Source organism: Jannaschia maritima (genome assembly GCF_030973515.1).
Taxonomy (GTDB): Bacteria; Pseudomonadota; Alphaproteobacteria; order Rhodobacterales; family Rhodobacteraceae; genus Jannaschia; species Jannaschia maritima.
This window is the reverse complement of the sequence record NZ_JARGZA010000004.1, coordinates 83526-108703: the sequence shown is the minus strand read 5'-3', so window position 1 is coordinate 108703 and position 25178 is coordinate 83526. Positions and strand designations below refer to the sequence as shown.

General features: G+C 70.1%; 26 protein-coding genes. 3 read left to right on the top strand and 23 right to left on the bottom strand.

Annotated features, from left to right (window positions below; all coding sequences use genetic code 11):
* Position 1 precedes the first annotated feature (1 nt).
* From tolB to P0084_RS04810, 5 genes are all read right to left on the bottom strand, one after another.
* A complete protein-coding gene (gene tolB / locus P0084_RS04830) occupies positions 2–1333 on the bottom strand; it encodes a Tol-Pal system beta propeller repeat protein TolB (RefSeq protein ID WP_374213597.1) in 1332 nt (443 codons plus the stop codon).
* 80 nt (positions 1334–1413) lie between these two features.
* Positions 1414–2580 (bottom strand): hypothetical protein, encoded by a 1167-nt coding sequence (locus tag P0084_RS04825; RefSeq protein ID WP_308915676.1) that lies wholly within the window; start codon positions 2578–2580, stop codon positions 1414–1416.
* Between the two features lie 2 nt (positions 2581–2582).
* Entirely contained in the window at positions 2583–3071 is a 489-nt protein-coding gene (locus tag P0084_RS04820; RefSeq protein WP_308915675.1) for an ExbD/TolR family protein, read from the bottom strand.
* A 3-nt stretch (positions 3072–3074) separates the two neighbouring features.
* Positions 3075–3779 (bottom strand): protein TolQ, encoded by a 705-nt coding sequence (tolQ, locus tag P0084_RS04815; protein ID WP_308915674.1) that lies wholly within the window; start codon positions 3777–3779, stop codon positions 3075–3077.
* A 130-nt stretch (positions 3780–3909) separates the two neighbouring features.
* Positions 3910–4482: a hypothetical protein gene (locus P0084_RS04810; protein ID WP_308915673.1), complete on the bottom strand. Its 573-nt coding sequence runs from the start codon at positions 4480–4482 to the stop codon at positions 3910–3912.
* Positions 4483–4580: 98 nt separating this feature from the next.
* On the opposite strand from P0084_RS04810, the gene P0084_RS04805 reads away from it, so the two are divergent.
* Entirely contained in the window at positions 4581–5705 is a 1125-nt protein-coding gene (locus tag P0084_RS04805; protein WP_308915672.1) for a spore photoproduct lyase family protein, read from the top strand.
* Positions 5706–5729: 24 nt separating this feature from the next.
* Here P0084_RS04805 and ybgC read toward each other — a convergent pair whose 3' ends face one another.
* Genes ybgC through P0084_RS04785 form a run of 4 tightly spaced genes read right to left on the bottom strand, consistent with a single transcriptional unit; the run spans position 5730 to position 8690 of the window.
* A complete protein-coding gene (ybgC, locus tag P0084_RS04800) occupies positions 5730–6131 on the bottom strand; it encodes a tol-pal system-associated acyl-CoA thioesterase (RefSeq protein WP_308915671.1) in 402 nt (133 codons plus the stop codon).
* Complete coding sequence (locus P0084_RS04795; protein ID WP_308915670.1) at positions 6128–6751, bottom strand: hypothetical protein; 624 nt, start codon at positions 6749–6751, stop codon at positions 6128–6130. The genes ybgC and P0084_RS04795 overlap by 4 nt, the downstream gene beginning before the upstream one ends.
* Before the next feature lie 11 nt (positions 6752–6762).
* Positions 6763–7413 carry a peptide-methionine (S)-S-oxide reductase MsrA gene (gene msrA / locus P0084_RS04790; protein WP_308915669.1) on the bottom strand — a complete coding sequence of 217 codons (651 nt, stop codon included), beginning with the start codon at positions 7411–7413 and terminating at the stop codon, positions 6763–6765.
* Positions 7414–7436: 23 nt separating this feature from the next.
* Complete coding sequence (locus tag P0084_RS04785; protein WP_308915668.1) at positions 7437–8690, bottom strand: MFS transporter; 1254 nt, start codon at positions 8688–8690, stop codon at positions 7437–7439.
* Between the two features lie 162 nt (positions 8691–8852).
* Here P0084_RS04785 and P0084_RS04780 point away from each other — a divergent pair, with 162 nt between their 5' ends.
* On the top strand, positions 8853–9686 hold the full coding sequence (locus tag P0084_RS04780) for a hypothetical protein (protein ID WP_308915667.1): 834 nt from the start codon (positions 8853–8855) through the stop codon (positions 9684–9686).
* On the opposite strand, the gene P0084_RS04775 is transcribed toward P0084_RS04780, so the two are convergent.
* Positions 9683–10279, bottom strand: a complete 597-nt coding sequence (locus tag P0084_RS04775) for a hypothetical protein (RefSeq protein ID WP_308915666.1) — start codon at positions 10277–10279, stop codon at positions 9683–9685. The genes P0084_RS04780 and P0084_RS04775 overlap by 4 nt on opposite strands.
* A 149-nt stretch (positions 10280–10428) precedes the next feature.
* Between P0084_RS04775 and P0084_RS04770 the strand changes: the two genes are divergently transcribed.
* Positions 10429–11391: a hypothetical protein gene (locus tag P0084_RS04770; RefSeq protein ID WP_308915665.1), complete on the top strand. Its 963-nt coding sequence runs from the start codon at positions 10429–10431 to the stop codon at positions 11389–11391.
* 65 nt (positions 11392–11456) lie between these two features.
* On the opposite strand, the gene rpsD is transcribed toward P0084_RS04770, so the two are convergent.
* From rpsD to P0084_RS04705, 13 genes are all read right to left on the bottom strand, one after another.
* Entirely contained in the window at positions 11457–12077 is a 621-nt protein-coding gene (rpsD, locus tag P0084_RS04765; RefSeq protein ID WP_308915664.1) for a 30S ribosomal protein S4, read from the bottom strand.
* A 423-nt stretch (positions 12078–12500) separates the two neighbouring features.
* Entirely contained in the window at positions 12501–13040 is a 540-nt protein-coding gene (locus P0084_RS04760; RefSeq protein ID WP_308915663.1) for a lipocalin family protein, read from the bottom strand.
* Positions 13037–13702, bottom strand: a complete 666-nt coding sequence (pdeM, locus tag P0084_RS04755; RefSeq protein WP_308915662.1) for a ligase-associated DNA damage response endonuclease PdeM — start codon at positions 13700–13702, stop codon at positions 13037–13039. The genes P0084_RS04760 and pdeM overlap by 4 nt, the downstream gene beginning before the upstream one ends.
* A gap of 62 nt (positions 13703–13764) precedes the next feature.
* The gene (locus P0084_RS04750) at positions 13765–16170 is read right to left on the bottom strand and encodes a ligase-associated DNA damage response DEXH box helicase (protein WP_308915661.1); all 2406 of its coding nucleotides are present in this window, start codon (positions 16168–16170) and stop codon (positions 13765–13767) included.
* A gap of 37 nt (positions 16171–16207) precedes the next feature.
* Positions 16208–16606 carry a hypothetical protein gene (locus tag P0084_RS04745; protein ID WP_308915660.1) on the bottom strand — a complete coding sequence of 133 codons (399 nt, stop codon included), beginning with the start codon at positions 16604–16606 and terminating at the stop codon, positions 16208–16210.
* 174 nt (positions 16607–16780) lie between these two features.
* Positions 16781–18103 carry an ATPase gene (locus tag P0084_RS04740; RefSeq protein WP_308915659.1) on the bottom strand — a complete coding sequence of 441 codons (1323 nt, stop codon included), beginning with the start codon at positions 18101–18103 and terminating at the stop codon, positions 16781–16783.
* A gap of 43 nt (positions 18104–18146) precedes the next feature.
* A complete protein-coding gene (locus P0084_RS04735; RefSeq protein WP_308915658.1) occupies positions 18147–18653 on the bottom strand; it encodes a prepilin peptidase in 507 nt (168 codons plus the stop codon).
* A 1-nt stretch (position 18654) separates the two neighbouring features.
* Positions 18655–19470, bottom strand: coding sequence for a tetratricopeptide repeat protein (locus tag P0084_RS04730; RefSeq protein WP_308915657.1), 816 nt, complete (start codon positions 19468–19470; stop codon positions 18655–18657).
* 35 nt (positions 19471–19505) lie between these two features.
* The gene (locus tag P0084_RS04725) at positions 19506–20063 is read right to left on the bottom strand and encodes a tetratricopeptide repeat protein (protein ID WP_308915656.1); all 558 of its coding nucleotides are present in this window, start codon (positions 20061–20063) and stop codon (positions 19506–19508) included.
* A 2-nt stretch (positions 20064–20065) separates the two neighbouring features.
* Positions 20066–21043 (bottom strand): type II secretion system F family protein, encoded by a 978-nt coding sequence (locus tag P0084_RS04720; RefSeq protein ID WP_308915655.1) that lies wholly within the window; start codon positions 21041–21043, stop codon positions 20066–20068.
* A gap of 11 nt (positions 21044–21054) precedes the next feature.
* Entirely contained in the window at positions 21055–22023 is a 969-nt protein-coding gene (locus tag P0084_RS04715) for a type II secretion system F family protein (RefSeq protein ID WP_308915654.1), read from the bottom strand.
* A 3-nt stretch (positions 22024–22026) separates the two neighbouring features.
* On the bottom strand, positions 22027–23511 hold the full coding sequence (locus P0084_RS04710) for a CpaF family protein (RefSeq protein ID WP_308915653.1): 1485 nt from the start codon (positions 23509–23511) through the stop codon (positions 22027–22029).
* Positions 23512–23530: 19 nt separating this feature from the next.
* On the bottom strand, positions 23531–24859 hold the full coding sequence (locus P0084_RS04705) for an AAA family ATPase (RefSeq protein WP_308915652.1): 1329 nt from the start codon (positions 24857–24859) through the stop codon (positions 23531–23533).
* Positions 24860–25178: the final 319 nt, after the last annotated feature.

Below are 25178 nucleotides of genomic sequence, written 5' to 3'. Positions count from 1 at the left end.
CTTACGGCAACAGGGGACCCCAATTGGGATCGGATGCGGCGGCGGGGGTGGGCGCGCGCTGGAGGTTGCGCCCGGTGATGTCGACGGAATAGAGCGCGGGCGCGCCCGCGGCGCCCGGCGTTTCACGGGTGAACATGACCACCCGGCCGTTGGGCGCCCAGGTCGGCCCCTCGTCCAGGAAGGCGCCGGTCAGGAGGCGTTCCTCGGCCCCGTCCGCGCGCATGACGCCGATGTGGAACCGGCCAGCGTTCTGCTTGGTGAACGCGATGTAGTCGCCCTTGGGGGACCAGACGGGCGTGCCGTAGCGGCCCTCGCCGAAGCTGATCCGCTGCCCGTCCCCGCCCGAGGCCGACATGACGTAGAGCTGCGGCGCGCCCGAACGGTCGCTTTCGAACACGATGCGGGTGCCGTCGGGGCTGAAGGACGGTGCCGTCTCGATCGACGGTGCGGAGGTCAGGCGCGTCGTGCCCCCCGTGGAAAGGTCCAGCGCGTAGAGGTCGGTGTTGCCCGCCACTTCCGCCGAATACACGACGCGCATCCCGTCGGGGCTGAAGCGGGGCGCGAAGCTCATGTTCTCCAGGTCCGTGCCGATGGTGCGGCGCGCCAGGTCCGCCACGTTCAGCACCGTCACGCGCGGGAAGCCGGATTCGTAGCCGGTATAGATGATGCGCTGCCCGTCCGGACTGAACCGCGGGGCCAAGACCAGCGCGTCCGACGACGTCAGATAGCGCACGTTCGCCCCGTCGTAATCCATGACGGCCAAGCGCTTGAGGCGTGCGTCCTTCGGCCCCGTCTCCGCCACGAAGACGACGCGGCTGTCGAAGTACGGATCCTCGCCCGTGATGCGGCTGTAGGCGGCGTCGGCGACCTTGTGCGCCATGCGGCGCCAGCCCTCCGCCGTGCCCACGAACTGCAGCCCCTCGCCCAGGGGGGCGTCGGCGAAGACGTCGAACAGGCGGAACTGCACGACGAGGCGGCCATCGGGTTCGACCAGCACCGACCCGGTGATCAGCGCCTGCGCCCCGATCGCCTTCCAGTCGGCATAGCCCACCGGCGCGTCGAAGCTGGTGATCCGCGCGACGTGGGCGTCCTGCGGGATCTCGCGGAACAGCCCGGTGTTCGCCAGATCGGCGGCGACCACGCGGGTCAGGTCGACCGCGAGGCCTGCGGCGGCGTCGTTGCGCGCGATGAAGGGGGGGACCGCGAAGGGCAGGGGTTCGATGACCCCGTCCGTGATCTCGATCCGCAGGGGGCCGGGGGACTGCGCGAGGGCCGCGTCCTGCCCCCCCCACATCGCAAGGCATGCAGCACACGCCGCCAGGAACCGTCGCATCTTTCCCCCAGTCGCCCCCCTCGGGGCGTCGCTTCGGCGCGCATTATCACGCCGGATGGTGGCAACCTCAACACGCATCGTCACCGCGCCCGCATCTGCGAGGGGTCGAACGTCATCTCGATCTCGCGCCAATGGTCGTACTTCTCCGGCGGCAGGTCGAAGCCCGTGCGCCCGCATTGAAGGATCGCGCGGCGCCCGAACTCGTAGGCCTGCTGGGCCGCCGCCTCCGACCCGCCGTCGAAGCCGATCAGGCGCAGGGTGTCGCTGCGGGGCAGCCCTTCGCGCGTCATCTCCATGTAGATCGTGACGCGGGTGCGCAGGGCCTCCGTGCTCATGGCGCCGACGTTCCAGCAATTCTGCACAGCGATGCGCAGGCCGTCGCGCTCCCCCTGCGTCAGGGGCGGCCCGGCGGGGGATGCGGGTGCGGGGTCGGGCTGGGCGATGGCGTCGGCCACCGCCCCCGCGATGGCATCCGCCAAGGGATCGGACGGGACCTCCGGCTCCGGTGCGGGGGAAGGCTCCGCCGGTGCGGGGTCGGGCGGGGGCGCCGGTTCGGGGTCCGGCTCCGGATCGGGGCGGGACACGGCCGCCGCGACGCGCTGCGGGCGGCGCTGGGGGCGGGCGGAGCGTTCCGGCGCGGCCGCGGGCCGGTCGGCTTCGGTGACGATGACGGGGGCGGCCTCCTCCGGGGCGGCGGCGATGTCCGCCTCGAGCACGGGGTCGTCCACCGGCGAGGGCGCCGCGGGGGCCTGGACCTGCGGCGCGGCTTCGGTCGCGGGGGGCGGGGCGGGTGCGGGCTGGGACGCGACGCGCGGCGCCTCGCGCGGGGCGGGCGTGTCGGACGGGGCGGCGTCGGGCGCTTCCGCCGGGGCCGTGGGCGCTTCGGGCGGCGTGTCGTCTGGTGGCGCCACGGGCGTCGGCGTCGCGGCGGACAGGTCGGGCGACGTGTCGCTGGCGACCTCCGCCGGGGCGGGGGGCTGCGTCGTGCGGGGTGGCGGCGCTTCCGCTTCCGGCGGGGTGGCGGGATCGGGTACCACCTCGGGCGGTTCCGGGGCGGGCGGCGTCTCGACCGGTGCGGGTTCGGCCGAGATGAGGGCGTCGAACTCCGCCGGGGTCACGAGCGAGACTTCCGCCACGGACAGGTTGTCGTCGTTGGGCGGGTCGGCGAACCAACCGCCGACCAGCGCCCACAGCACCACCGCGCCGTGCGCCGTGCCGGACACGGCGACCGCCCGGCGCAACTCCATCGCTACCGCGCCTCGGACGCGGAACCGTCGTCGAGCCGCGGCCCGCCGGGATCCGTGACGAGGCCTATGTCGCGGAACCCGCCCGCGTTCAGCGCGCCCATCACGACCATCACCTCCGCGTAGGGCACGCCGCCATCGGCCCGCAGGAAGACCTTGCCGCTGCTGCGTTCGGTGGCGATCCCCGCCAACCGCGTCACGAGTTCGTCGCGCGGCACCTCCGTGCTGCCGATCAGGACGCGCCCGTCGGCGGCCACCGTGACGGCGAGCGGCTCCTCCTGTTCCTGAGGCAGGGCGGCGGCGGCGGTTTCGGGCAACTGGATGGGCACGCCCGCGGTCAGCAGGGGCGCCGCGACCATGAAGATGATCAGAAGGACCAGCATGACGTCCACGAAGGGGGTCACGTTGATCTCGGCCATCGGCGCGCCGCCGGCCTGGGACCGCCGCCTGCGCCGGGGGGCGTCGCCGCCCTGGGGTTGGACGCCCGCAGCCATCGGTCAGGCCGCGTCCGCGTCGAGCTGGCGCGACAGGATGGTGGCGAACTCGTCGGCGAAGGCCTCGTAGTTGCCGACGATCCGGCCCGCGTCGCGGGTCAGCTTGTTGTAGAAGACGACCGCCGGAATGGCCGCGAACAAGCCGATGCCTGTCGCGAGCAGCGCTTCCGCGATGCCCGGCGCCACGACTTCGAGCGACGTGTTCTGCGATACGGCGATCTGCTGGAAGGCGTGCATGATGCCCCAAACCGTGCCGAAGAGGCCGACGAAGGGGCCGACCGACCCCACGGTCGCGAGGAAGGTCAGCCCGCTGGTCAGACGGTCGCGTTCCTTCGCGATGGCCACGTCCATGGTGCGGTCGATGCGCGCCTGCGTGCCCGCGATCAGCGCGCCGTCGTCGCGGTGGCTGCGCGACCATTCGCCCATCGCGGCGGTGAAGATGCGCTCGGACGCGCTGCGGGGCTTGTCGCCGATCCGGTCGTACAGCTCGTCCAGGGGGTCGCCCGACCAGAAGGCGCGGTCGAACTTCGCCGCCCGCTGACGCGCGGCGCGGAACTGCACGACCTTTTGAAGCCAGACGGCCCACACCATCACCGACGCCGCGAACAGCGCGACCATCACCAGCTTGACCACGATCGTGGCTCGCCAGAACAGCGACCACATGCTGAAGTCGGCGTCCGTGACGCCGGTCAACGCAACCGTTTCCATTGGACTGCCCGCCCTATGACGACCGGTTTTCCGGTCTTGTTCGGGCCAGGTTAGCAGATCGAATCGGGGGGGGCGAGGGGGTGTCGGGCATCGCGCGCGGATGTCGCGTGCGAGGCCCGTCCAGACCCGTCTAGGTTCCCGGCACGCCGCTGCCGCGGTCGTGCAGCCAGCCCCGCAGCCGTTCCACGGTCCAGGCGGTGCCCGGCCCGACGATGCAGCCGACTAGGATCATGATACCGGCCTGCATCGCCTCGACGAAGACCGTCTCCTCGCCGGACTGGCCGACGAAGGTGATGACCGTCGCCACGACCGCGGCGAACAGGTAGTCGGCCCCCTTGGACGCCATGTACCCGCCGACGAGCCCGATGACCGCGAAGGTCGCGGCGGACGCGCCGTTTGGGACGAACTGGTTCGCATAGGCCCCCGCCACCCCGAGCGACAGGCCCAGTAGCATGGCCAGCAGCCGCCGCCCCGCACTGGCCCGCCCGGCGATCGGGGGCTGCACGGACAGGTACGCCGCCAGGATGATCGACCATGTCGGCGACGAGAACCCAATCAGGTTCGAGCACACGAGATCCGCCAGGAACATCGCGGTCCCGATCTTGATCGCCAGCCACAGCGGATGATCCTCCTCCGGGGATTGGGGCGGCGCATAGTCGTGTGCCTCCTCCGGGTCGGCCATGGCGCTGGTATCTCTGGGCATGTCGAGCTCCTAACGGACCGGCAACGCCCCGCGCGAATCGGTCGTTCCCTGTCCGTGCGATGGGAACGCGCCCCCGGGGGGTCCGGTGTTGGCGTCCCATGGATCTGTCCCCCCACCTCGACCCCCGCACCGATCCGGGCCGCGCCGACCCGCAGCCCGACGCCCCCGTGAATCGCCGCGCCCGGTTCTGGCGGCCCCGCCGCGTCGTCATATTGAAGGCGGCCGCCGGAAGCCCCGTGGCCGAACGCGCGGCCCGCGTCGGCGCGGAACTGGGGGCGGAGGTCGTGCATGCGGCCCGTTTGACGGGATTGAAGGGCGGGGACGAGCGCCAGACGTACCGCAGCGCGAAGTCCACGCTCGCGATCACGACCGCGCCGCCCTCCAGCCTGCGGCTGCAGCCCATCCCGCCCTCCGCCGACTTCCGGCTGGATTTGGCGACGGGATGTCCCGCGCATTGCCAGTACTGCTATCTCGCCGGGTCGCTGACGGGGCCACCCGTCACGCGGGCCTTCAGCAACCTGAATGCCATCTGGCAGGCCGCGCTGGACCATCGGGGACAGGGGACGATCACCTCCGCCACCGACGCTCGCGCGGACGAGGGCACGACCTTCGAGGCGTCCTGCTATACCGACCCCCTGGCGATCGAGCATCTGACCGGCGGCCTCGCGACGCTGATCGAACGGTTCGGCACCCAGGGCGACATGGGCCTGCGGTTCACGACCAAGTACGACCACGTGGACGACCTGCTGGACCTGCCCCACAACGGCCGCACCCGGATGCGGGCATCGGTCAACGCGGACATCGTCGCCCGCCGGTGGGAGGGCGGGACCGCGCCCGTGGCGGCGCGGCTGTCGGCCCTGGGACGCATGGCCGCGGCGGGCTATCCCGTCGGGCTGACCGTCGCGCCCATCATGCCCGTGGAGGACTGGGAGGAGGCCTATGCCGCACTGTTCGCGCAGGCCGCTGCCGCTCTGCCGGACGGGGCCGACCTGACGGTCGAGTTGATCACGCATCGCTTCACGCCCGGATCGAAGGAGATCCTGACCGGCTGGTATCCCGCCACCACGCTGGAGATGGACGAGGCCGTGCGCGTCCGGAAGTTCGGCAAGTTCGGGAACGTGAAGTACGTCTATCCCGCGGCCCTGATGCGCGACATGCGCACGACGCTGGAGGGGTTGATCGACGCACACCTGTCGGGGGCGCGGGTCCTGTACTGGACCTGATGCACTAGATTGCTCCACGATGAGTCATGGAGAAGACAGCACCGCCATCCTCGTGATCGCATCCGGCAGGCGCCGCGGTCGGCCGTCCAACCCGATGCAGACGATCTGGACGCGGGCCGCGAACAGCCGTTCGCCGTCGCGCAGCACCGTCTGGTCCAGCATGAACCGCGCCCCCATGACGTCCGCCAGCGCCGTCTCCACCACCAGTTCGTCATCGTAGCGGGCGGGCCGCAGGTAATCGGCCTCCACCCGCCGGACGGCGAAGACCGAACCGTCCCGGCGCATCGCGGCTTGATCGATTCCAACCTCCCGGATCATCTCGGACCGAGCTCGCTCAACGAAGCGCAGATAGTTCGCGTAATAGACGATCCCCGCCAGGTCCACGTCCTCGTAATAGACCCGGAGCGGCCAGCGATGGGGTGTCACTGCACGCGCCCCAGCCGCGCGGCGATGCGCAGGGCATGGGCGGGGTCCTGCGACATCGGGGGCAGCACGGGGTCGTAGGTCGCCCGCATCACGTCCGCGACGTCGGGCCGCAACACCGCCACGCCGTTGGCCATCGCAAGCGGCGAGGCGTCGGTGAAGGCGGCATCCGACCAGACCAGCATAGCCTGGACCATCTGGTTCAAGGCCAGCGTCTCGGCGGGAACGTCGGACAGGACGTCGTCCATCCGCACGAAGGCGAAGCAGGCGCGGATTGCGCCCCCCTCGTCGAAGCGAAAGACACGGTACTGGTTCGCGCCCGTGTCCTTCAAGCGTACCAGCAGCGTCGCCATGTCGGGGATCAGTCGGTCCAGGTTCGGCACGTCCGCCAACTCGTCCCAGGATCGCACGAAGAAGAACATCAGGTTCGCGCCGAGTTCGGGGTCCGTCTCGGTCACCTGGTGGTTCGTCAGAAGGCACAGCGCCTCCACCGCGCCCTTCAGCACGGCGACGGTGCGATCGACCACCCCGAAGGCCACGGGCGCGATGGGCCGACCCCACCGCGCGCACAGGAAGGTGCCGTCCGTGCGGGTGAACAGCCGTTCGACCGCCGCCGCGTCCATCGCACCAGCGATCAGGCGTCCACCCCCACGGGACAGGTCACGCCGGTCCCGCCGATGCCGCAATAGCCGCCCGGGTTCTTGGACAGGTACTGCTGATGATACCCTTCCGCGTGATAGAATGCGGGCGCGTCGACGATCTCGGTCGTCACCGCGCCGAAGCCCGCCGACCGCAGCCGCTTCTCGAACGCGGCCTTGGTCCGCTCCGCGGCGGCGCGCTGCTCGGGGGAGTACGTGTAGATCCCGCTGCGGTACTGCGTGCCCACATCGTTGCCCTGCCGCATCCCCTGCGTGGGGTCGTGGCCTTCCCAGAACACCTTGAGCAGGTCGTCGTAGGACACGACGTCCGGGTCGTGGATGACGCGCACGACCTCGTTATGGCCCGTCCGGCCGGAGCAGACCTCCTCGTAGGTGGGGTTGGGCGTGTAACCCCCCGCATAGCCCACCAGCGTCATGTGGACGCCAGGCAGCTTCCAGAACATGCGTTCCACGCCCCAGAAGCAGCCCATGCCGAACATCGCTTCCGCCATGCCGTCGGGCACTTCGTTCGACAGAGGGTGCCCGAAGACGTGGTGCGTCTCCGCGGTGGGGATGGGGGCGTCGCGGCCGGGCAGGGCGTCGTCCTTCGACACCATCTCGGCCTTCTTGCGCTGGAACAGGAACATGGGGCGTCCTCCGGATTGGGCTGCTATCGCGTCGCCACGGATATGGGGTCGCCCGGCGCGGTTGGGGAGGGGCGGGCCATCACCGTCTCCGCGCCCGGCCGGGGGAGGCGCGGCACCAGGAGCGACAGGCCAAGCGACACGCCGGCCATGCAGGCAGCCAGGGCGAACACGGTCGCGGGCGAGGACAGCCACAGGTATCCCAGCGTGGCGGGCAGGAACACGGCCGCGATGTGGTTGATCGTGAACGCCACCGCCGCCGTGGGGGCGATGTCGCCCGGATCGGCGATCTTCTGGAAGTAGGTCTTGATCGCCAGCGCCAGGCTGAAGAACAGGTGGTTCGCGACATAGAGGATGCAGGCCGTCCAAACGCCCCAATCGAAGGCGTACAGGCCGGCATACAACACGAACACGCCCAGCAGGCCGGAATACTCCACCACCAGCGCGGCGCGTTCGCCGAACCGCCCCACGGCACGGCCGATCAGGGGGGCCGCGACCATGTTGATGGCCAGGGTCACCATGAACAGCGCCGTGACTTGGTCCACCCGCAGGCCATAGCGTTCGACCATCATGAAGGCCGCGAACACGACGAAGATCTGCCGCCGCGCGCCCGACATGAACTGCAGCGCGTAATACAGCCAGTACCGCCGCCGCAGCACCATCCTCTTGATCTGCGGATGGGGGCTTTCGAACTGCGGATAGGCCAGCAGCGCGAAGACGGCGACGAATGCAGTGAAGCCGCCCGCCGCCCAATAGACCGTGTCGTAGGACAGGTCGAACGCCCGCCACGTCGCCACCACCGCACCGTAGGCCAGCAGCGTCGCCCCCGAGCCCACGGCCAGCAGGATGCCCAGCATCGCGGGGGCCCGGTCCTTGGGCAGCCATTGCAGTTGCAGCGACTGGTTCACCGTCTCGTAGTAGTGGAAGCCGATGGACGACAGGACGGTGACGGTCAGCAGACCCGCGAGCGACGGGAACTGCGCGGTCAGCGCCGTCGCCACGCCAAGCAGGATCAGGTTCGACAGCGCCAGAACCTGTTCGCGCACGAACACGATGATGGCGATGACGCCGACGGCCAGGAAGCCAGGCACCTCGCGCACCGAATGGAGCCAGCCGATATCGCTGCCGTCGAAGCCGGCCACCTCCACGGTGAAGTTGTTCAGGAGCGCCGACCAGGTCGCGAAGGCCATCGGCATCGCGAAGGCCATCAGCATCAGCAGGGCGGCGGGGCGCTGCCAGACGGGCAGGTGCTTCGCGTCGGACAGGGGCACGATGCGCATGGTCGTCGGCTACGCCCGGGTGGGGGGCATGTCCACCGCCCGCGCGCCGCCGATCGGGGCCGCGGGCCCGGGGTGCGACGCGGTCCGACGCGGAACTCGGCGAATCGCCCAGGCGTTACCCCGGGGATGGCAGCGTCGCCGTCGTCACCCGGACGGAACCCCATGGACATCGTTCTTCTGCTCTGCGGGACCGCCGTTCTGATCGTCGTCACGGTCGACCTGCTCGTGACCACGGTCGCGGCGACGGCACTGCGCACGCCGACCTATTGGATGGGGCGCTGCACCTTCGGCTTGTTGAAGCTGATCCCCGGGATGGGGGCCGCGCGGGTGCTGACGCGGGCGTCCGGCGTCGCGGTGATGTCGGCCGTGGCGCTCTACTGGATCCTTGGGACGTGGCTGGGCTGGACGCTGGTCTTCGCTTCGGGGGACCCGTCGATCGACCTGTCCGACCCCGGCGCGGAGCCGACGGTCGCCGATCACGCGTCCCATGCCGGGCATCTGTTGTCGACGCTGGGTGGCGCGCGCACCACGCCTGCCACCGCGGGGTGGGGCATCGTCGATACGTTGGTGGGGGTGAACGGGATGGTCGTGTTGACCATGTCCGTCAGCTTCCTGCTGTCGGTGCGTCAGACGGTGCAGCAGGGCCGTACCTTCGCGGTGCTGTCCGAGGTGGGCGCCGCCCCGCCGGGCGAAGCGCGGGACCGGTTGGCGGAACTGGTCGCGGGCCTGCACGCGGCCCCCCTGGCGTTGTGGTACGGGGCGCCCCGCGCCGATCGGCAGACCCCCGTGGCCGTGCTTCGCCATGCCCGGGCCGCGCAGGCACGCGGTGGATCGGTATGGACCGCAACGGCCACCATCCTGGAGGACCTGCCCTATCTGCCCGACGGGGAGCGGCGCGACTTGGTAAGCCGCATCCGCGAATGGGCGTATCACTACGTGCTCGATACGTCCGAGATGGGCCTGCCCGACGCCGTCACACCCGCGGCGAACCGTTAGACGGGGGTCGGATCGGGTTCCCCGGCCGTGGCCGTGCGCCGCTCCGCCGTATGGAGGACATACCCGATGCGTGGCTCGAACGGCATCAACCACGCCAAGAACCAGCCTGGCACTCGCCGTGCGCCGCCCAGACCCAGGTGCGCCAGGAAGGCGTCGATCCCCGCGTCGGCCAAGGGCGCTTCGGCCGCGTCCTCCCGCGTGACGTCGAAGGCCGTTCGACCCCAGCGCAGGTCGCGGGCCAGGGCTTTCACGTGCGTCCAGTCGTGACGGATCGCGCGCCGGCGCTTCCAGGCCTGCGTCGCCTCCGCCACCGCGCTGGCGGCATGTTCGCGCCGCGACGGATATCCATGCGGGTGATCCGGGTGCCAGACGACCCACAGCAGGTCGCCGCGGCGATCGATGGCCCGGCATGCGGTCACGGTCCCGTCATCGAACGACCGGCACTGGATCGGATCGACCATCAGGTCGAGGCGGTTCTCGGCCAAGCGCATCATCGCCCCCGGGATCGAAGGGCCCGCCGCCGCGCCTTGTTCCGGTGGACGGGCCTGGGCGAGACGACGGCGCAGGCGGCGGCGCGGCACATCGTGCATCATCGTGGAAAATCCCCTGCGATCCCTGTACCCTCCGGCATATGCACGCTGCCATCGTCGGGGAAGTCAGGGAATCCCGACCTCGGTTCCGGCCGCTTGGGGATGTCGGGGCATGGTTCGGCCCTATCGGGGGGTGGGTTGCCTTGACGGACGTGAAGCGTTCCATCGAACACGGGACCGACCGATCGCTGCCCTACGACGAAGCGGCTTGGGAACGGCGTTTGGCCGCGGCCCGCGTGCAGCGTGCGAAGGTCCTGGCCCAGCGGGCGGAAACCCGCCGATCGGAGCCTGGGTCGGTGACGCCGATCCGGGCCGTGGGACCGGCGGGCCCGTCCGCGGCCGCCTCGGACCACCGGTCGGCCCGGGCCGCATGGCCTTGGGTCGCAGGCGGCGTGGCGGCCATTGCATTGGTCGGCACCGGGATCGCGATCGGCGTCGTCCTTTCCGAATGGGTCGACGGGGAGGTCGAGCCGGTGGCCGTCGTGACGCTGCTGGCGCCGCCGGCGCCGGCGATCCTTTCCGCGCCCCCGGCGATACCGGCCCCCGTCGCCGCATCGGCCCCGGCTGGCGGTCCCATCGCCCCGATCGACATCGCCGCGGCCCCTGCGGTCCCGGCCGACATCGCCCCGCCCACCGGGCCCCCCGTTCCCCCGACGGCGCGCATGTCCGGAGGGGATGCATTCATCGGGCCGCCGGAGGTGTACGGGCCGCCTCCCGCGCCCGACCTGATGCTGCGGCTGTCCGTGGACCTGGTCGTCCACGTCCCGTCCGGCGTTCCCCGCGCGGCGCGGAACGAGGTGGCCGACGCGCTGCGTGCGGCGGGATGGGCTGCCGCGGACCCCGTCGCGGTCGAATTCCGGATCCGGGACACGCACATGCGGTTCTACCATGCGGCGGACAGGCCAGGTGCCGCCGCCGCCGCGGCGGCCCTGGACGTTCCCCTGCGCGACTTCACGGATTATCGCCCCTCGCCGCGGACGGGACTGGTCGAAGTGTGGGTGGCGGGCCGCCCGGCGGCAGCCGCCGCGGCGCAGCCCGCGCCCCGCGATGCCGCGCCGTCCGGGGTAAGTGCCCTGCTGCAACGGTTGGGCCGCCTCGTCGAGCCGCGCCGCTGAGAGGGCCACGAACGCGACGGGGCCGCCCCGAAGGACGGCCCCGCATCCCCGCGCGACGGCGGCGATCAGTTCTGCGCGTAGTATTCGATGACGAGGTTCGGCTCCATCATCACGGCATAGGGGACGTCGGACAGGCCCGGCGTGCGCACGAACGAGGCGGTCATCTTGCCGTGGTCCACCTCGACGTAGTCGGGGACGTCGCGTTCGGCCAGCTGACTGGCCTCCATGACCACCGCGAGCTGCTTGGACTTGTCGCGCACGGCGATGACGTCGCCTTCCTTTACCCGATAGGACGGAATGTTCACCGGCTTGCCGTTCACCGTCACGTGGCCGTGGTTCACGAATTGCCGGGCCGCGAAGATCGTCGCCACGAACTTGGCGCGGTACACGACCGCGTCGAGCCGACGCTCCAGCAATCCGATCAGCTGCTCGCCGGTATCGCCGCGCAGGCGGACCGCTTCGGCATAGATGCGGCGGAACTGCTTCTCGGTCAGGTCGCCGTAATAGCCCTTCAGCTTCTGCTTGGCGCGCAGCTGCAGCCCGAAGTCGGACATCTTGCCCTTGCGGCGCTGCCCATGCTGGCCGGGGCCGTACTCGCGGCGGTTCACCGGGGACTTCGGACGGCCCCAGATGTTCTCGCCCATCCGGCGGTCGATCTTGTACTTGGCAGAGGTGCGTTTGCTCACCGCTGTTCTCCTTCGATGACGGCACCCCGGAGGGCGCGTGAAGGGCGTTGTCCTTTGCCCCGGATGCGATCCGGGGCCGACAGGCATCCCCTCGCGGGGGCCGCCAACACCAATGTGAGCGGGCCGGATAAGGACGGCGCGGGGACGTGTCAAGCGATGCGCGGGAGGGGGGCGCCAAAACCACGGATCGGGCGGAGGAACCGCGTTCCGCCGCCCGAATGCCTGCTGCGCGACGCATCGGAAATGACGCGGCCACGCATATTCGCCTGCCTGCTACCGTGTTGTTTTTTATCGGTTTTAACGGCTCAATCCGCGCCGTTGCCCGTTACTAGCAGGTCGGTGATTCGCAGGTCAAACCCGGATTTCGGAACGTCGCGGAACAGATCGTGAAGAGGTCATTAACCCGTTCGAACGACACGAAACTTACTTTTTGCCAGATCGGACGAGACGGGCGATGTCATAGCCGTTGAAGGCCAGCACCTCGCGTGCCGCCTCCATCAGATCGGGACGCAGGGTCGGATCGCGCGACACGATCCAGCCGGCGCGACCGTCCGGCTGGCCCAGCACCGCGACGCGATAATCCGCGTCCGTCCACAACACCCAGAGCGGCGCGGCCCCCGGGACGCCCGACAGCGCCACGTCCAGGCGTCCCGGCCCCGTCACGCGCGCGCGGCCCGTGATCGCCCGCAGGGCCCGACCATCCGGATCCAGGCACGTGTTGCGCACGGCGACCTGGCCGGGCCCGGCGGGGGAGTAGTCGGCGACCGCGCCCGCGCAGCCGGTCTGGAACGGCACGGGAAACTTCGCCACCTCGTGCCAGCGGCCCGCGAAGCGCCCCAGGTCGAAGTCCGCTTTCGACGCGATGGGGACGGACGTGTCGCGATAGGCGGGCAGGAAGGGGGCGGCGACCTTCGCGCATCCCGACAGGAGCGCGAGGATCAGCAGAACGGCGCCGGCCCTCATCGAGGCATCGGTATCTCGACCATCGGACTGCCCGTCAGGACCGCGCGCGCGCCAGGCGCCATCAACTCGGCCAGGGTGCGGTCCCGCGATCGGAGACCGCCGGTATAGGTGCCGTAGGCCGGCAGGATCAGCCGCCTCCCGTCGCGCAGGAAGCAGGGCCGGGAGATCGCGCGACCTCGGACGCGCAGGGCGGCCTTCGGATGGTAGTGGCCCGACACCTCGCCGATGCCGTCCGGCGTGGCGATGTGACGGAAGCGCAGCGGTCCGCATTCCAATCCGTCGGCCGCGTGGCCGCCCAATCCGGTGGGGGCAGGGTCGTGATTGCCCGTGATCCAGGTCCAGTCGCGCCCGCCCATCAATCGCGCAATCCAGTCACGGAACCCCGGCGCCAGGGCCTCGGCGGCGTCCATGTCGTCGAACGTGTCACCCAGACTGACGACGCGGGCGGGATCCGTCAGCGCGATGTCGTCCTGCAACCGGGTCAGCGTGTCCACGACCTCGTAGGGCGGCAGAAGCGTCCCGCCGCGCCGCGCGATGCGCTCCGACTTGCCCAGGTGCATGTCGGACACGCATAGCAGGCTCCGATCCGGCCACCACAGCGCGCCCGACGGCATCGCCGTCAGCACCTGACCCGCAAACTCGAACGTGATCCGCGTTCCCATGACCGATTCAGAATCACGGGTCCTTACGCTGTGCAAGGGCGCTCGGTCGGGGGGCGGCAACGTCACCCGGGCTCCAGCCCCGCCTCGGCCAGAAGCTTCGCCGCCTCCTCCTCGATCAGCCGGCTCTCCGCGCGGCCCTTGATCGGTACGATCCCACGTTCCAGGAACAGGGGCGCGGCCAGGGGCGTGACGCGGTCGAGGTCGAGCTGATCGATGCGGTCGCCCACCGTTTCCAGAAGCAGTTCGACCCGGCCGAAGTCGATATGCCCGCGCATCGCCTCCTCCTCCGTGATCTTCAACATCAAGTGGTCCGGGTCGTAGCGGTGCAGCGTGTCGTAGAGGATGTCGCTGCTGAACGTCGCCTGGCGGCCGGACGACCGCTTGCCGGGGAAGTTGCGCTCGATCAGCCCGGCGATGATCGCGGCCGAGCGGAAGGTCCGCTTCATCACCGCGTTACCTGCCAGCCAGGATTCCAGCGCGGCGTGGACCCCGTCGTGCTGCATGAAGGCGGCCACGTCGGGCACGCGCCGGAGCCCCGTGATGAGCGCGGCGTAGTCGGTGCATACGAAGGTCAGGGGGTCCAGGCCCGCCTCCTCCATCCGCTTGGTGATCAGCAATGACAGGGTCTGGTGCGCATTGCGCCCCGCGAAGCCGTAGATGGCGATGTGGTTGCGCCCGTCGCGCGGGAACTGCTCGATCAGCAGGCGGCCGGGCTCGGGCATGCGGCTGTACCGGTTCTGCAGGTCTAGCCAGTCGCGCGTATGGGCCGGGAACGCGCTGAAGTCGCCCTCGTGCAGGATGCGCTGGATGCGGTCCGCCAACTGCACGGACGTCGTCCACTTGTAGCCGATGAAGGTGGCGATGCGCGGTTCCTTGTTGGGGTTGGGGCTGACCTCCACGGTCATCTCGCGCATGTTCTCGAACCGCACGACCTGGCCGCCCATCAGGAACGTGTCGCCGCTGACCAGGGTGTTGGCGAACCCCTCCTCGATCTCGCCCAACGGAAAGCCGCCCCGTCCCTTGAACCGGACCTTCAGCGTGTCGGTGTCGATGATCGTGCCCAGGTTCATGCGGATCTGCCGCGCCGATCGGGGATCGCGCAGACCCCAGATGCCCGGGGACCGCTCCTTCAGCCGCTGATAGCGGTCGTAGGCGCGAAGGGCATAGCCCCCCGTCGCCACGAAGGTCAGACATTCGTCGAACTGCGGCCGCGTCAGGGCGGAATAGGGACCGACGGTCTTTACCTCCGCGTACAGGTCGTCGGCGGAGAAGTCGGCCGCGCAGGCGCATATGGCGATGTGCTGGCACAGGACGTCGCGGGGGCCGTCCAGGCGCAGATCGCCGTCCAGTTCGCCCGCCGCCACGGCCTCCAACGCCGCCACGCATTCCACGACCTCGAACCGGTTGGCCGGGATCAGCCGGGCCTTCGAAGGCGCGTTGTACCGGTGGTTCGCGCGCCCGATCCGCTGGACGAGCTGCTTCACCTTCTTGGGCGCGCCGACCTGGATCACCAGGTCCACGTCGCCCCAGTCGATGCCCAGATCCAGCGACCCGGTGGCGACGATGGCCTTCAGTTCGCCCGCGACCATCGCCTGTTCCACCCGCAGCCGCGCCTCGCGCGACAGGGCCCCGTGGTGGATGCCGATGGGCAGGTCGTCCTCGTTGGCGAGCCACAGGTTGTGGAAGAAGATCTCCGCCTGGGCGCGGGTGTTGTGGAAGATCAGCGTGGTCTTGTGGCGGCGCACCTGGTCCAGCACGTCGGGGATGGCGTATCGCCCGCCCGCACCCGCCCAGGGCGGCGGGTCGCGGGTGGGCAGCATGGCGATGTCGGGGGCGGGTCCGGGATCGGCATGCAGGATGGGGCAGGGATCGGGATGTCGGGCCAGGTAGTGCGCGATCACCGCCGGGTCGTCCACGGTGGCCGACAGACCCACCCGGCGCAGGTCGGGGGCGAGGGTCTGCAGCCGCGACAAGGCCAGCATCAGCTGATCGCCGCGCTTGTTCTCGGCCAGGGCGTGGATCTCGTCCACCACCACCCGTCGCAGGCCCCGGAACGTCCGCGCCGCGTCCGGATAGCTGATCATCAACGCCAGGCTTTCTGGCGTCGTCAGCAGGATATGGGGCGGGTCCGCGCGCTGCCGCTTGCGCCGGGTCTGCGACGTATCGCCCGTGCGGTCGTCCACCCGGATGGGCAGGCCCGCCTCCTCGATGGGGGTGGACAGGTTGCGCTTGATGTCGTTCGCGAGTGCCTTGAGCGGGCTGATGTAGAGCGTGTGCAGCCCTTCGTGCCCGTTCTCGGTTATGTCGGTCAGCGTCGGCAGAAAGCCCGCCAGGGTCTTGCCGCCCCCCGTCGGCGCGATCAGCAGGAGCGACGGCTCGCCCGCGCGCTCCAGCATCTCGGCCTGATGGGGGTGCAGGGACCAGTGGCGACGCGCCAGCCAGTTCGCCAGGGCGGGGGGCAATTCCATGCCCCGCCAGCTAGCGCCGCTCCGGCCGCGGGCGAGTTCAGCTCTCCCGCCCGCGCGCAGCCAGTTCGGATCTGTGGAACCGTGCCAACGCCGCGTCGGCTGCGGCTTGCGCCGACAGGCGGCGGTGGACCCCCGGGGCGGGGACATTGCCGTTCGTGACGGCGCGAAGATAGGCGCGCAGGGTCTCCGCGCTGTTTGCTGCGATGTCCGATGCGGCCTCGGTCGCCGACCGTAGTTCCGTGTTCGACATCGCGGCGATGCCTGCGGTATGGATCGCCGTCAGGGCCCGCGCGTCGCACCCGGTCACGGCGCACGCGCCCTCGAGGGCTTCCCGCAACTCTCCGCGCGCCGTCTGTTCCATCAGTGCATCGGCGCTGACCGTGACCCGTTCCAGCCGGTCCGCCAGGGCCACACTTGCCCAGACCGCTAGGCTCACGCTGCCCGCCAACAAGGATAGAAGCGCGGTCCGAGACCGCGTCGATTGCCTGTCCATATCTGCCTGCTCGTCTTTTTGATTGCGATCAGGACTCTCCGCGGAATGTGGCAGGAATGGGGCGCGGCGGGCGGGAGGCCGGGCGAGTGCGGCGCCTGCGTCACACGGGGACGTCGGTCAGTGATCGAAGTCGGCCTCCTTCACGAACAGGTTCGCCCAGGCCCTGTCGATCAGTTCGGGCGTCAGTTCGTAGGGAAGCTGTTCGAAGTCGCAGATCGCGGTTATCTGATCGAGGAGGAACGGCGCGTGATAGGAGGAATAGACGTTCTCGATCGTCGGGTACTTACGCTTGACCAGGTGGATCAGCGCACGCTCGTTCAGCTTGACCTTCTTCTTCTTGGCGATTAGCGCGAAGATCTTTAGGAAGTCCGCCTGCGACGGGCCGTCGATCAGCACCTTGAAGAAGATCCGCCGCAACGCGGCCACGTCGAAGATCGCGTTCGGATGGAAGTTGGTCGAGAACACGACCAGCGTGTCGAAGGGCACCTCGAACTTCTCGCCCGATTGCAGGGACAGGATGTCGTAGCCCATCTCCATTGGGACGATCCAGCGGTTGATCAGCTTCTGAGGCGCCTCCTCCTGACGGCCCAGGTCGTCGACGATGAAGACGCCGCCGGTCGACTTCAGCTGCAACGACGCCTGATAGGTCCGGGCGACCGCGTTGTAGTTCAGGTCCAGCATCGAAAGCGTCAACTCGCCCCCCGTCATCACCGTGGGCCGGCGGCACAGGATATAGCGTTCGTCCACGCGGATGCCGCCGCGGCGCAGGCCGCCGTCGTCGTCTCGCCGGGGGATCGCCTGGTGGACGATGGGGTCGTACACGGTGATGACCTGGCCCGCATACTCGACCGCGCGGGGGATCCAGATGTGGTCGCCCAGGGCGGCACGGATGCCTTCCGCGATGGACGACTTGCCGTTGCCCGGCGGACCGTACATCAGGATCGACCGCCCGCTGCTGACGGCGGGTCCCAGCTGCCCCAGCAGGTCGGGGGGCAGGATCAGGTGGCCCATGGCGCGGGTCAGCCGGTCGCGGGTGATGGTGATATCGCGGATCGACTGCGACTTGACCTGCAGCTTGTAGGCTTCCAGCGGGACGGGCATCGCGCCGTAGTATTCCGACTGGCCCAGGGCTGCGGTGGCGCGCGCGGTGCCCGCCTCGGTCAGTTCGAACCCCATCTCGCCGGACGATCCGGCGTGCAGCGTGCCGGTGGCCTGGACCAGGCCCTGCCCGCGGCACTGGTCGATCAGCTCCTGCGTCAGGGGGATGGGCAGGTGGATGGCGCCCCCGACTTCGCGCACCGTTTCGACGGACTTGCGGAACATGGTCTTCAGCATGACCTCCCGCAGGATCACGGGGGACAGGCCGGTATCCTCCAGCGTCCGGGGCGGCGCGGGGGGCGCGACGCGCTCGGACAGGCTGGGATCGGCGCGGACGTTCATGGGCGGGGCTCCATCGGGTGGAGCCATCTGGCCGCCCGGGCCTTCAGATTCCGTTACCGGCCGCCAGCAGCAGATAGGTGACGTGCGCGCCCGCCAGCGGCACGCCCATGGGAAAGGCGGGGCCGGGGGCGAAGCTGTCCCATCCGGACGCCAGGCCCCGCACGGCCGGCACCGCGCGCGCGGCCCGATGGACGGCGAAGGACGCGACCAGCCAGACGCACAGGATCGCGACCATTGCGCCCGCATCGCCGGGGGCCACGAAAGGGGCCATCGCGGCGGCGAACTTGGCGTCGCCCGCCCCCATGACGCCCCCCGCCGTCAGCGCGAACCCGATCACCAGGACGGCGGCGAACGGGACGATCCGCCAGGCCAGATCCGCGTTCGGCCCGATCAGGACCAGCCCCCCCGCCGCGAACACGGCCAACAAGGACAGCACGGCGGAGTTGCGGATCTTCAGCGCCGACAGGTCGGTCCAGGCGACCCACAGGCAGATTGGCAGGCTGGCCAGCCCGAAGACCAGCCCCTGCACCGGTGGCAGCGCCAGATCCATGTCAGCCCCGCAGCGACCGCAGGGTGCGGACGGCCGGCTCGAAGTGGCGGGGATGGGTATCGATCGCCTGTTCCAGCAGGTTGCGCGCGATGTCGACGTCGCCTTGCCGGATCGCGGCCAGGGCGGCCGTGTGCATCAGTTGCGCGCGTTCCTCCGCGCTGGCCCGCAGGCCGGGCAGGGCGTAGTTGCGCCGCGTCGCGCGGGCCAGGACGAGGTTGTTCTTCGCCGTGAACAGGTCGTCGTCCTCGGTGATGGCGCGGGTGAACAGCCGCTCCGCCGCCTCCACGTCGCCGCGCGTCAGCTTCGAGAAGCCCCAGTTGTTCAGCACGCCCGCGGGTTCCGTCGTCAGCCCCAGCGCCGTGTCGTAGAAGCTGTCGGCGCGGTCCCAGTCCTGGCTGCTGTCGGCCACGATCGCTTCCAGCCGATAGCGGTCGAAGGTGCGATGCGTCGGCGGGATCGCGTCCAGCGTGGCCTTCGCGTCCGCCCACCGCGCTTCGCGCACCAGGGCCCCGGCATACTCGACGCGGTCGGCATCCGTGGAGTCGGGGTGCTCCACCACGTCCTCCCAGGCCAGCAGGGCTTCGGGCGTGCGGCCCGCGCGGATCAGCGACTGCGCCAGGCCGCGGCGCGGCTCCAGCGCCTCGGGGGAGGCGGCGACGCGCTCGCGGAACGTCCGCACGGCGCGTTCGGGCGGCGCGTTCGCCAGCAGCATATCCTGCAGCGCGGGATCGTCCGCAACGGAGGATCCCCCCCGGTCGCAGCCCGCCAGCGACAGGGCCACGACCAGCGCCACGCCCGACAACACCGATTGGCGCATGACCCGACATCCTTCCTTCACTGCCCGCGCCCTCTTCATTCGACCGACCGGGGCGCGATGCGGAACGTGCCGTCATCGCGCCGGGTCAGGGTGAAGGCGTCCCTTTGATCCCCGTCATAGCGCAGGCGATCCAGCCGGGACAGCGAAAGGCGCAGGTTGTCGCCGAACGGGTCGTCGCGGGGGTCAAGCGCGAAGGCGCGGCGGAACGACTGTCGCGCCTGCGGGATCTCGCCCCGTTCCATCTGCACGACGCCCAGATCGTTCCAGGCCCGCGGGTCGTCCGGATCCGCGCGAACCAGCGCGCGCAGGTCGCGCTCGGCCAGGCCGAGGCGGCCCAGACGCAGGTTCGCGCCCGCGATGGCGCGGCGCACCTCCGGCGTGGGACCGCGCAGGGCGGCTGCCCGGACATAGCTTTCCATCGCGGCCTCCGCCTCGCCCGCGGCCAGCAGGCGGTCGCCCACAATCAAGGGATCGACGGACGACCCGTCCGCCGGGCCGGGCGCCCGCAGCGGGTCCCCGCCGGGATCCCCCCCGTCGCCCGCGCAGGCGCAGAGAAGGACGGCGACGGCGACGGCGATCCCCCCGGGCCGCACCGTCAGAAGGCCCCCGATCCGCCCAACGACGTCGCGATGCCGTGTATGGACGGTCCGATCAAAATGATCAGCAGGGGGGGCACGCAGAACATCATGGTCCCCACGGTCAGCTTCGTGGGCAGGACGTTGGCCTTCTCCTCCGCGCGCATGACGCGCTTGTCGCGCATCTCGGCGGCATAGATCCGCAGGGCCTCGGCCACGGAGGTGCCGAAGGCCTGGGACTGGATCAGCACGGTGACGAAGGACGTGATGTCCTGCAGGTCGCAGCGGTCCGCCATCGCGCGCAGGACGTCGCCCTTGTCCTTACCAGCCTTCATCTCCTGGCTGACCAACAGGAACTCCTGCGCCAGTGCGGGATAGGACGGCTCGATCTCGCGGGCCATGCGCACGATCGCCTGGTCCAGCGACTGCCCCGCCTCCACGCAGACCAAAAGCAGGTCGAGCGCGTCCGGAAACCCGTCCTGGATCTCCTCCTGCCGGGCGGCGACGCGCTTCTTCAACCAGTATTTCGGCGCATAGTATCCCGCCACGCCGGGGCCCACGGCATAAAGGCCCATCATCTCCGGGCTCAGCTCCGTGCCTAGCACGAGGACGTAGAGCACGCCCAGCGCCAGCAGCCCCAGCCCGAGGATCAGCTGCGCGGCGGTCAGGGTGCGGACCGCGTCGCGATGCGCGTAGCCCGCCCGCAGCAGCATTGCGCGGGTGGAGGACAGGGCCGCCTCGTCCTCGGGCTCCAGGATGGCGGCGTACTTCTCCAGCAAGGCGTTGGTGGCGCCGTGGCGGGACAGGCGCTCCAGGCCCGCCGCAGCGCCGCCGGACGTCTTGGCCCGCTCCGCCCGGACCCGCGCCATCGGGTCGGCGGGCTTGCGCAGCAGCATCGGCAGCGCCAGCACGACCAGCAGCGCGCCCGCGCCCCCCGCGACCCAGATCAGGCCGTCGGGGCCCAGATACGCTTCGATCAGCGACAGCACGGCGTCCATCGACGTCCCCCTCAGACCTTGATGTTGACCATTATGCGCATGAACACGACGTTCACGACAAGGAACACGAACACCACCCCCGCGGCGGGCAGGAAGAACGCGCTGTCCTTCACGTCCGAATAGTAGTCCGGCTCCATCACGTTGATGCCGACCAGCGCCAGGACGGGGAAGGCCGAAAGGAACAGGCCGGACCAGCGCGCTTCCGCCGTGATGGCCTTGACCTTGCGGAACAGCTTGAACCGGGCGCGCACCACCTTGCTCAGGCCTTCGAGGATCTCGGCCAGGTTGCCGCCCGACTTCTGCTGGATGCCCACGGCCACCGCCAGAAAGCGCAGGTCCTGCAGCCCCGTGCGTTCGGCCAGCGACCGCAGGCTGTCGGACACGTCGCGCCCATAGGCCGCCTCGTCGGCGATGAATCCCATCTCCGATCCCAGCGGGTCGGCGATCTCCTTGGCGACGATGCCGATGGACGACGACAGGGGGTGCCCGACACGCAGCGACCGGACGATCAGCTCGATCGCGTCGGGCAGCTGCTCCTCCAGCAGGGCCAGGCGCTTCTTGGCCGCCCCGTTCACCCAGAAGAAGACCGCGCCGATGCCGAACGCGATCGACACGGCGATCCGCAGCGGCAGGCCCGCGCTGGACAGCACGGTCAGGGCCGCGAAGGTCACCGCCGTCAGGCCGGCCATCAGGCCGATCAGCATGCCGGGCGTGAAGGCCAGGTTCGCCTTCTGCGCCTTGTCGGCCAGCGCCGCGAACAGGGGCACGCTGCGTCCGCCCTCGTGCTGCGACATCTCCTTGCGGAGCTGCGCCATCACCTCGTCGCGGCTGCCGCCCTTCTCGATCAGGCCCAGGCGCCGGTTGACGCGCTTGTTCAGCTTGATCGACTGCCCGAAGACCAGCATGTAGATGCCGCCGATCATCAGATAAATCCCGGCGAAGATGCCCAGATAGATCAGCGGTTCGATCGAAAGCTGCATCGCTCAGCCCCCCGTCGTCGGGTCGTAGATCGAGGACGGCAGGTCGTAGCCCCACGCCTTGAACCGGTCCGCGTAATGACTGCGCACGCCGGTCGCGGTGAAGTGGCCGATGATCGTGCCGTCCGTTTCCAGGCCCGTGCGCTCGTAGCGGAACACCTCCTGCAGGGTGATGACCTCGCCCTCCATGCCCGTGACCTCCGTGATGGACGTCATGCGGCGCGATCCGTCCTGCAGGCGGCTGGCCTGCACGATCAGGTTCACGGCGGACGCGATCTGGTTGCGCGTGGCCTTCAGCGGCATCTCGATGCCCGCCATGGCGATCATGTTCTCCAGCCGGCTGACCGCGTCGCGGGCGTTGTTGGCGTGGATCGTGGTCATCGACCCGTCATGGCCCGTGTTCATCGCCTGGAGCATGTCGATCACCTCCTCGCCGCGGGTCTCGCCCACGATGATGCGGTCGGGACGCATCCGCAGCGCGTTCTTCAGGCAGTCGCGCTGCGTGACCGCGCCCTTGCCCTCGACGTTGGGGGGGCGGCTCTCCATGCGGCCGACATGGTCCTGCTGCAGCTGCAGCTCGGCCGTGTCCTCGATGGTCAGCACGCGCTCCTTGCGGCCGATGAAGGACGACAGCGCGTTCAGCGTCGTCGTCTTCCCCGATCCCGTGCCCCCCGACACGACGACGTTCAGCCGGCACGCGACCGCGGCCTGCAGGTAGGCCGCCATCGCCTCGGTGAAGGCGCCGAAGGTGACCAGGTCGTCGACGCCCAGCTTCTCCTTCTTGAACTTCCGGATCGACACCAGACTGCCGTCGACGGCGACGGGCGGCACCATCGCGTTGAACCGGCTTCCGTCCTTCAGGCGCGCGTCGACATAGGGGTTGGATTCGTCCACGCGGCGGCCAACGGCGGACACGATCTTGTCGATGATCCGCAGGAGGTGACGCTCGTCCTTGAACCGGATCTCCGACTTCTCCAGCTTGCCCGCCCGCTCGATGAAGATGTTGTGCGGACCGTTCACCAGGATGTCGTTGACCGTCTCGTCCTTCAGCAGCGGCTCCAGCGGTCCCAGGCCCATGACCTCGTCGAACAGTTCGGCGTTCAGGGTCTGGCGGTCCTCTTTGCCCAGGATCACGCCCATCTCGGCCAGCTCGTCGGACGTGATGGCCACGATCTCGGCGCGAAGGGCGGCGGGGTCGGCCTTCTCGATGGCGCCCAGGTTCAGGTTGTCCAGCAGGCGGTGATGCATCTCGGTCTTCAGATGCTCGATCCGTTCGCGCCGCTTCAGGCGCCCGTCCTCCGGCGTGGCCTCCGCCGCGACCTTGGCCGACCGCCCGCGGGGCGGCCGCTCCGGGGCGGCCGTCCGGCGCATGGGCGCGGCCGCCGCCGCCGCCGCGGGCTCGGCGGCAGGCTCGTCGGTCGGGGCCTCCGCCGGGGCGGGCCGGGCAGCGACGGGCTTGGCGCCCGCGGGCTTCTTGTAGCGTTGGAACATGGCTGGATCCCCCGGTCGTCTAACCGAACTTGAGGCCGAGGAACGCGAAGCCCCGGCGCTTGGGCTTCGATTCCTTCGCCGCCGGCGCGTCCTTCAGCAGGCGCGCGGCGAAGGCCGCGACCTCGCGGCGGAAGGGGTTGCGCGCGGCGACCCCCGCGACGGGAACGGCCTGGTCGTTCGCATCCGTGACATGCGCGCCCCCGTCGGGCAGGACCACGTCTATGGCGATGCCCAGGCTCTCGGCCATGCGCTCGATCCGACCTTTGCCCGCCAGCTCGGCACGTCCGACGACGCGGTTGGCGACCCAGGTGATCCGGTCCAGCGACAGCTCCTCCGCCTGCATCAGGCGGACGAGGCGCAGGGCGTTCTGCGCGGCCCGCACCTCCGGCGTCAGCACCACGTGGAAGTGGCGCGCCGCGTCGATCACCGTGTCGGTCCATTGCGTCAGCGTACCGGGCATGTCCACGATCACCACGTCGAAGCACTGCCCGGCCAGGTCGATCAGGGCGGACACGTCGTCCGGCCCGATCATGTCCAGGGGCAGCAGCTCGTCGGGGGCGGTGAAGACGTGGATGCGGTCGTCCACCGTCTGCAGGGCCTGGCGGAACGCCTGCTCGTCTATGGCCGCCGTGTCGGCGAGGATCTCGATGATGCTCTCGCGGCGCGGCAGGTCCATGTAGGTCGCGACCGATCCGAATTGCAGGCCCAGGTCCAGCACGCAGATCGACGGGCCGTCCGTGCCCGTGGCCTCCGCGATCTCGTGCGCGACGTTCGTGGCGATCGTGGACGCGCCCGCGCCGCCCGCGATGCTCTGGAAGGCCAGGATCAGGGGCGCCCCGTCCGCGCCGCCCCCCGTGGCGGGGGCCGCCGCCGGGATCGGGGCCGGGGCGGGGGCAGCCTCCTGCGCCGCGGCGCGAAGCTCGGCAGCCTTGTCCGTGCGCGGCGCGCGAACGCGGGCCACGGCCTCCGCCAGCGCGCCTTCGGGCAGGGGATAGGGGGCGAAATCGTCCGTGCCCGCGCGCAGGAGCTCGTGCATCACCAGGGGGCCAAGGCCGTCGGCCACCAGCACGACCTGCAGCCCCAGCTTCTTCGCCTGCCGCACGACGGCGGTGATGGCGGGCAGCTCGCCCTCGTCGGCCTCGTCGACGGCGACCACCACGAACTTCAGGTCCGCTGCGTCCTGTTGGGTCAGGAACGTCGCCGCCTCCGCCAGGGTCAGGTCGCCCCAGCCCTCGCCGACCTCGGCATCCATGTCGTCGATCAGCAGGTCGAACTCCTGCACGTCGCGCGAGATGGTGATCGCCTCCAGGGGCGCCGGATCCGTGTCGAGGGCGGGGCTTGCGCTCATGGCGGCGTGTCTCGTCCTTGCAGGCGACGCGCGCCCGGTCGGGGGCGGGTCCGTTCATCCGGTACGGGCGCGAATCGCCCGGCGGGGCCAAGGGGCGACCCGCAGCCGCGACGATGCAGCGGGGATCGTGAAAATGACGGTAAGATCAATCGCCACATTCGCTTAAAATGCGGCAGGCCCGTTCGATGGGTCGGGCCGGACGGGCATCCGCACCGTCACGGAACCCTCGCGACCGCGACGTTGCCTGGTCCGTGATGGCGGTATCGGCCTTCGCTATCGGATCGTATGCCGTCGCGCACGTCGCGGGGCCGTCGTCACC

What these genes read in the sequence shown, in the direction of transcription:
- tolB (WP_374213597.1), bottom strand. Translation starts at nt 1,333, where the DNA reads ATGCGACGGTTCCTGGCGGCGTGTGCTGCATGCCTTGCGATGTGGGGG.
- P0084_RS04825 (WP_308915676.1), bottom strand. Translation starts at nt 2,580, where the DNA reads ATGGAGTTGCGCCGGGCGGTCGCCGTGTCCGGCACGGCGCACGGCGCG.
- P0084_RS04820 (WP_308915675.1), bottom strand. Translation starts at nt 3,071, where the DNA reads ATGGCTGCGGGCGTCCAACCCCAGGGCGGCGACGCCCCCCGGCGCAGG.
- tolQ (WP_308915674.1), bottom strand. Translation starts at nt 3,779, where the DNA reads ATGGAAACGGTTGCGTTGACCGGCGTCACGGACGCCGACTTCAGCATG.
- P0084_RS04810 (WP_308915673.1), bottom strand. Translation starts at nt 4,482, where the DNA reads ATGCCCAGAGATACCAGCGCCATGGCCGACCCGGAGGAGGCACACGAC.
- P0084_RS04805 (WP_308915672.1), top strand. Translation starts at nt 4,581, where the DNA reads ATGGATCTGTCCCCCCACCTCGACCCCCGCACCGATCCGGGCCGCGCC.
- P0084_RS04795 (WP_308915670.1), bottom strand. Translation starts at nt 6,751, where the DNA reads ATGGACGCGGCGGCGGTCGAACGGCTGTTCACCCGCACGGACGGCACC.
- msrA (WP_308915669.1), bottom strand. Translation starts at nt 7,413, where the DNA reads ATGTTCCTGTTCCAGCGCAAGAAGGCCGAGATGGTGTCGAAGGACGAC.
- P0084_RS04785 (WP_308915668.1), bottom strand. Translation starts at nt 8,690, where the DNA reads ATGCGCATCGTGCCCCTGTCCGACGCGAAGCACCTGCCCGTCTGGCAG.
- P0084_RS04780 (WP_308915667.1), top strand. Translation starts at nt 8,853, where the DNA reads ATGGACATCGTTCTTCTGCTCTGCGGGACCGCCGTTCTGATCGTCGTC.
- P0084_RS04775 (WP_308915666.1), bottom strand. Translation starts at nt 10,279, where the DNA reads ATGATGCACGATGTGCCGCGCCGCCGCCTGCGCCGTCGTCTCGCCCAG.
- P0084_RS04760 (WP_308915663.1), bottom strand. Translation starts at nt 13,040, where the DNA reads ATGAGGGCCGGCGCCGTTCTGCTGATCCTCGCGCTCCTGTCGGGATGC.
- pdeM (WP_308915662.1), bottom strand. Translation starts at nt 13,702, where the DNA reads ATGGGAACGCGGATCACGTTCGAGTTTGCGGGTCAGGTGCTGACGGCG.
- P0084_RS04750 (WP_308915661.1), bottom strand. Translation starts at nt 16,170, where the DNA reads ATGGAATTGCCCCCCGCCCTGGCGAACTGGCTGGCGCGTCGCCACTGG.
- P0084_RS04740 (WP_308915659.1), bottom strand. Translation starts at nt 18,103, where the DNA reads ATGAACGTCCGCGCCGATCCCAGCCTGTCCGAGCGCGTCGCGCCCCCC.
- P0084_RS04735 (WP_308915658.1), bottom strand. Translation starts at nt 18,653, where the DNA reads ATGGATCTGGCGCTGCCACCGGTGCAGGGGCTGGTCTTCGGGCTGGCC.
- P0084_RS04730 (WP_308915657.1), bottom strand. Translation starts at nt 19,470, where the DNA reads ATGCGCCAATCGGTGTTGTCGGGCGTGGCGCTGGTCGTGGCCCTGTCG.
- P0084_RS04720 (WP_308915655.1), bottom strand. Translation starts at nt 21,043, where the DNA reads ATGGACGCCGTGCTGTCGCTGATCGAAGCGTATCTGGGCCCCGACGGC.
- P0084_RS04715 (WP_308915654.1), bottom strand. Translation starts at nt 22,023, where the DNA reads ATGCAGCTTTCGATCGAACCGCTGATCTATCTGGGCATCTTCGCCGGG.
- P0084_RS04710 (WP_308915653.1), bottom strand. Translation starts at nt 23,511, where the DNA reads ATGTTCCAACGCTACAAGAAGCCCGCGGGCGCCAAGCCCGTCGCTGCC.
- P0084_RS04705 (WP_308915652.1), bottom strand. Translation starts at nt 24,859, where the DNA reads ATGAGCGCAAGCCCCGCCCTCGACACGGATCCGGCGCCCCTGGAGGCG.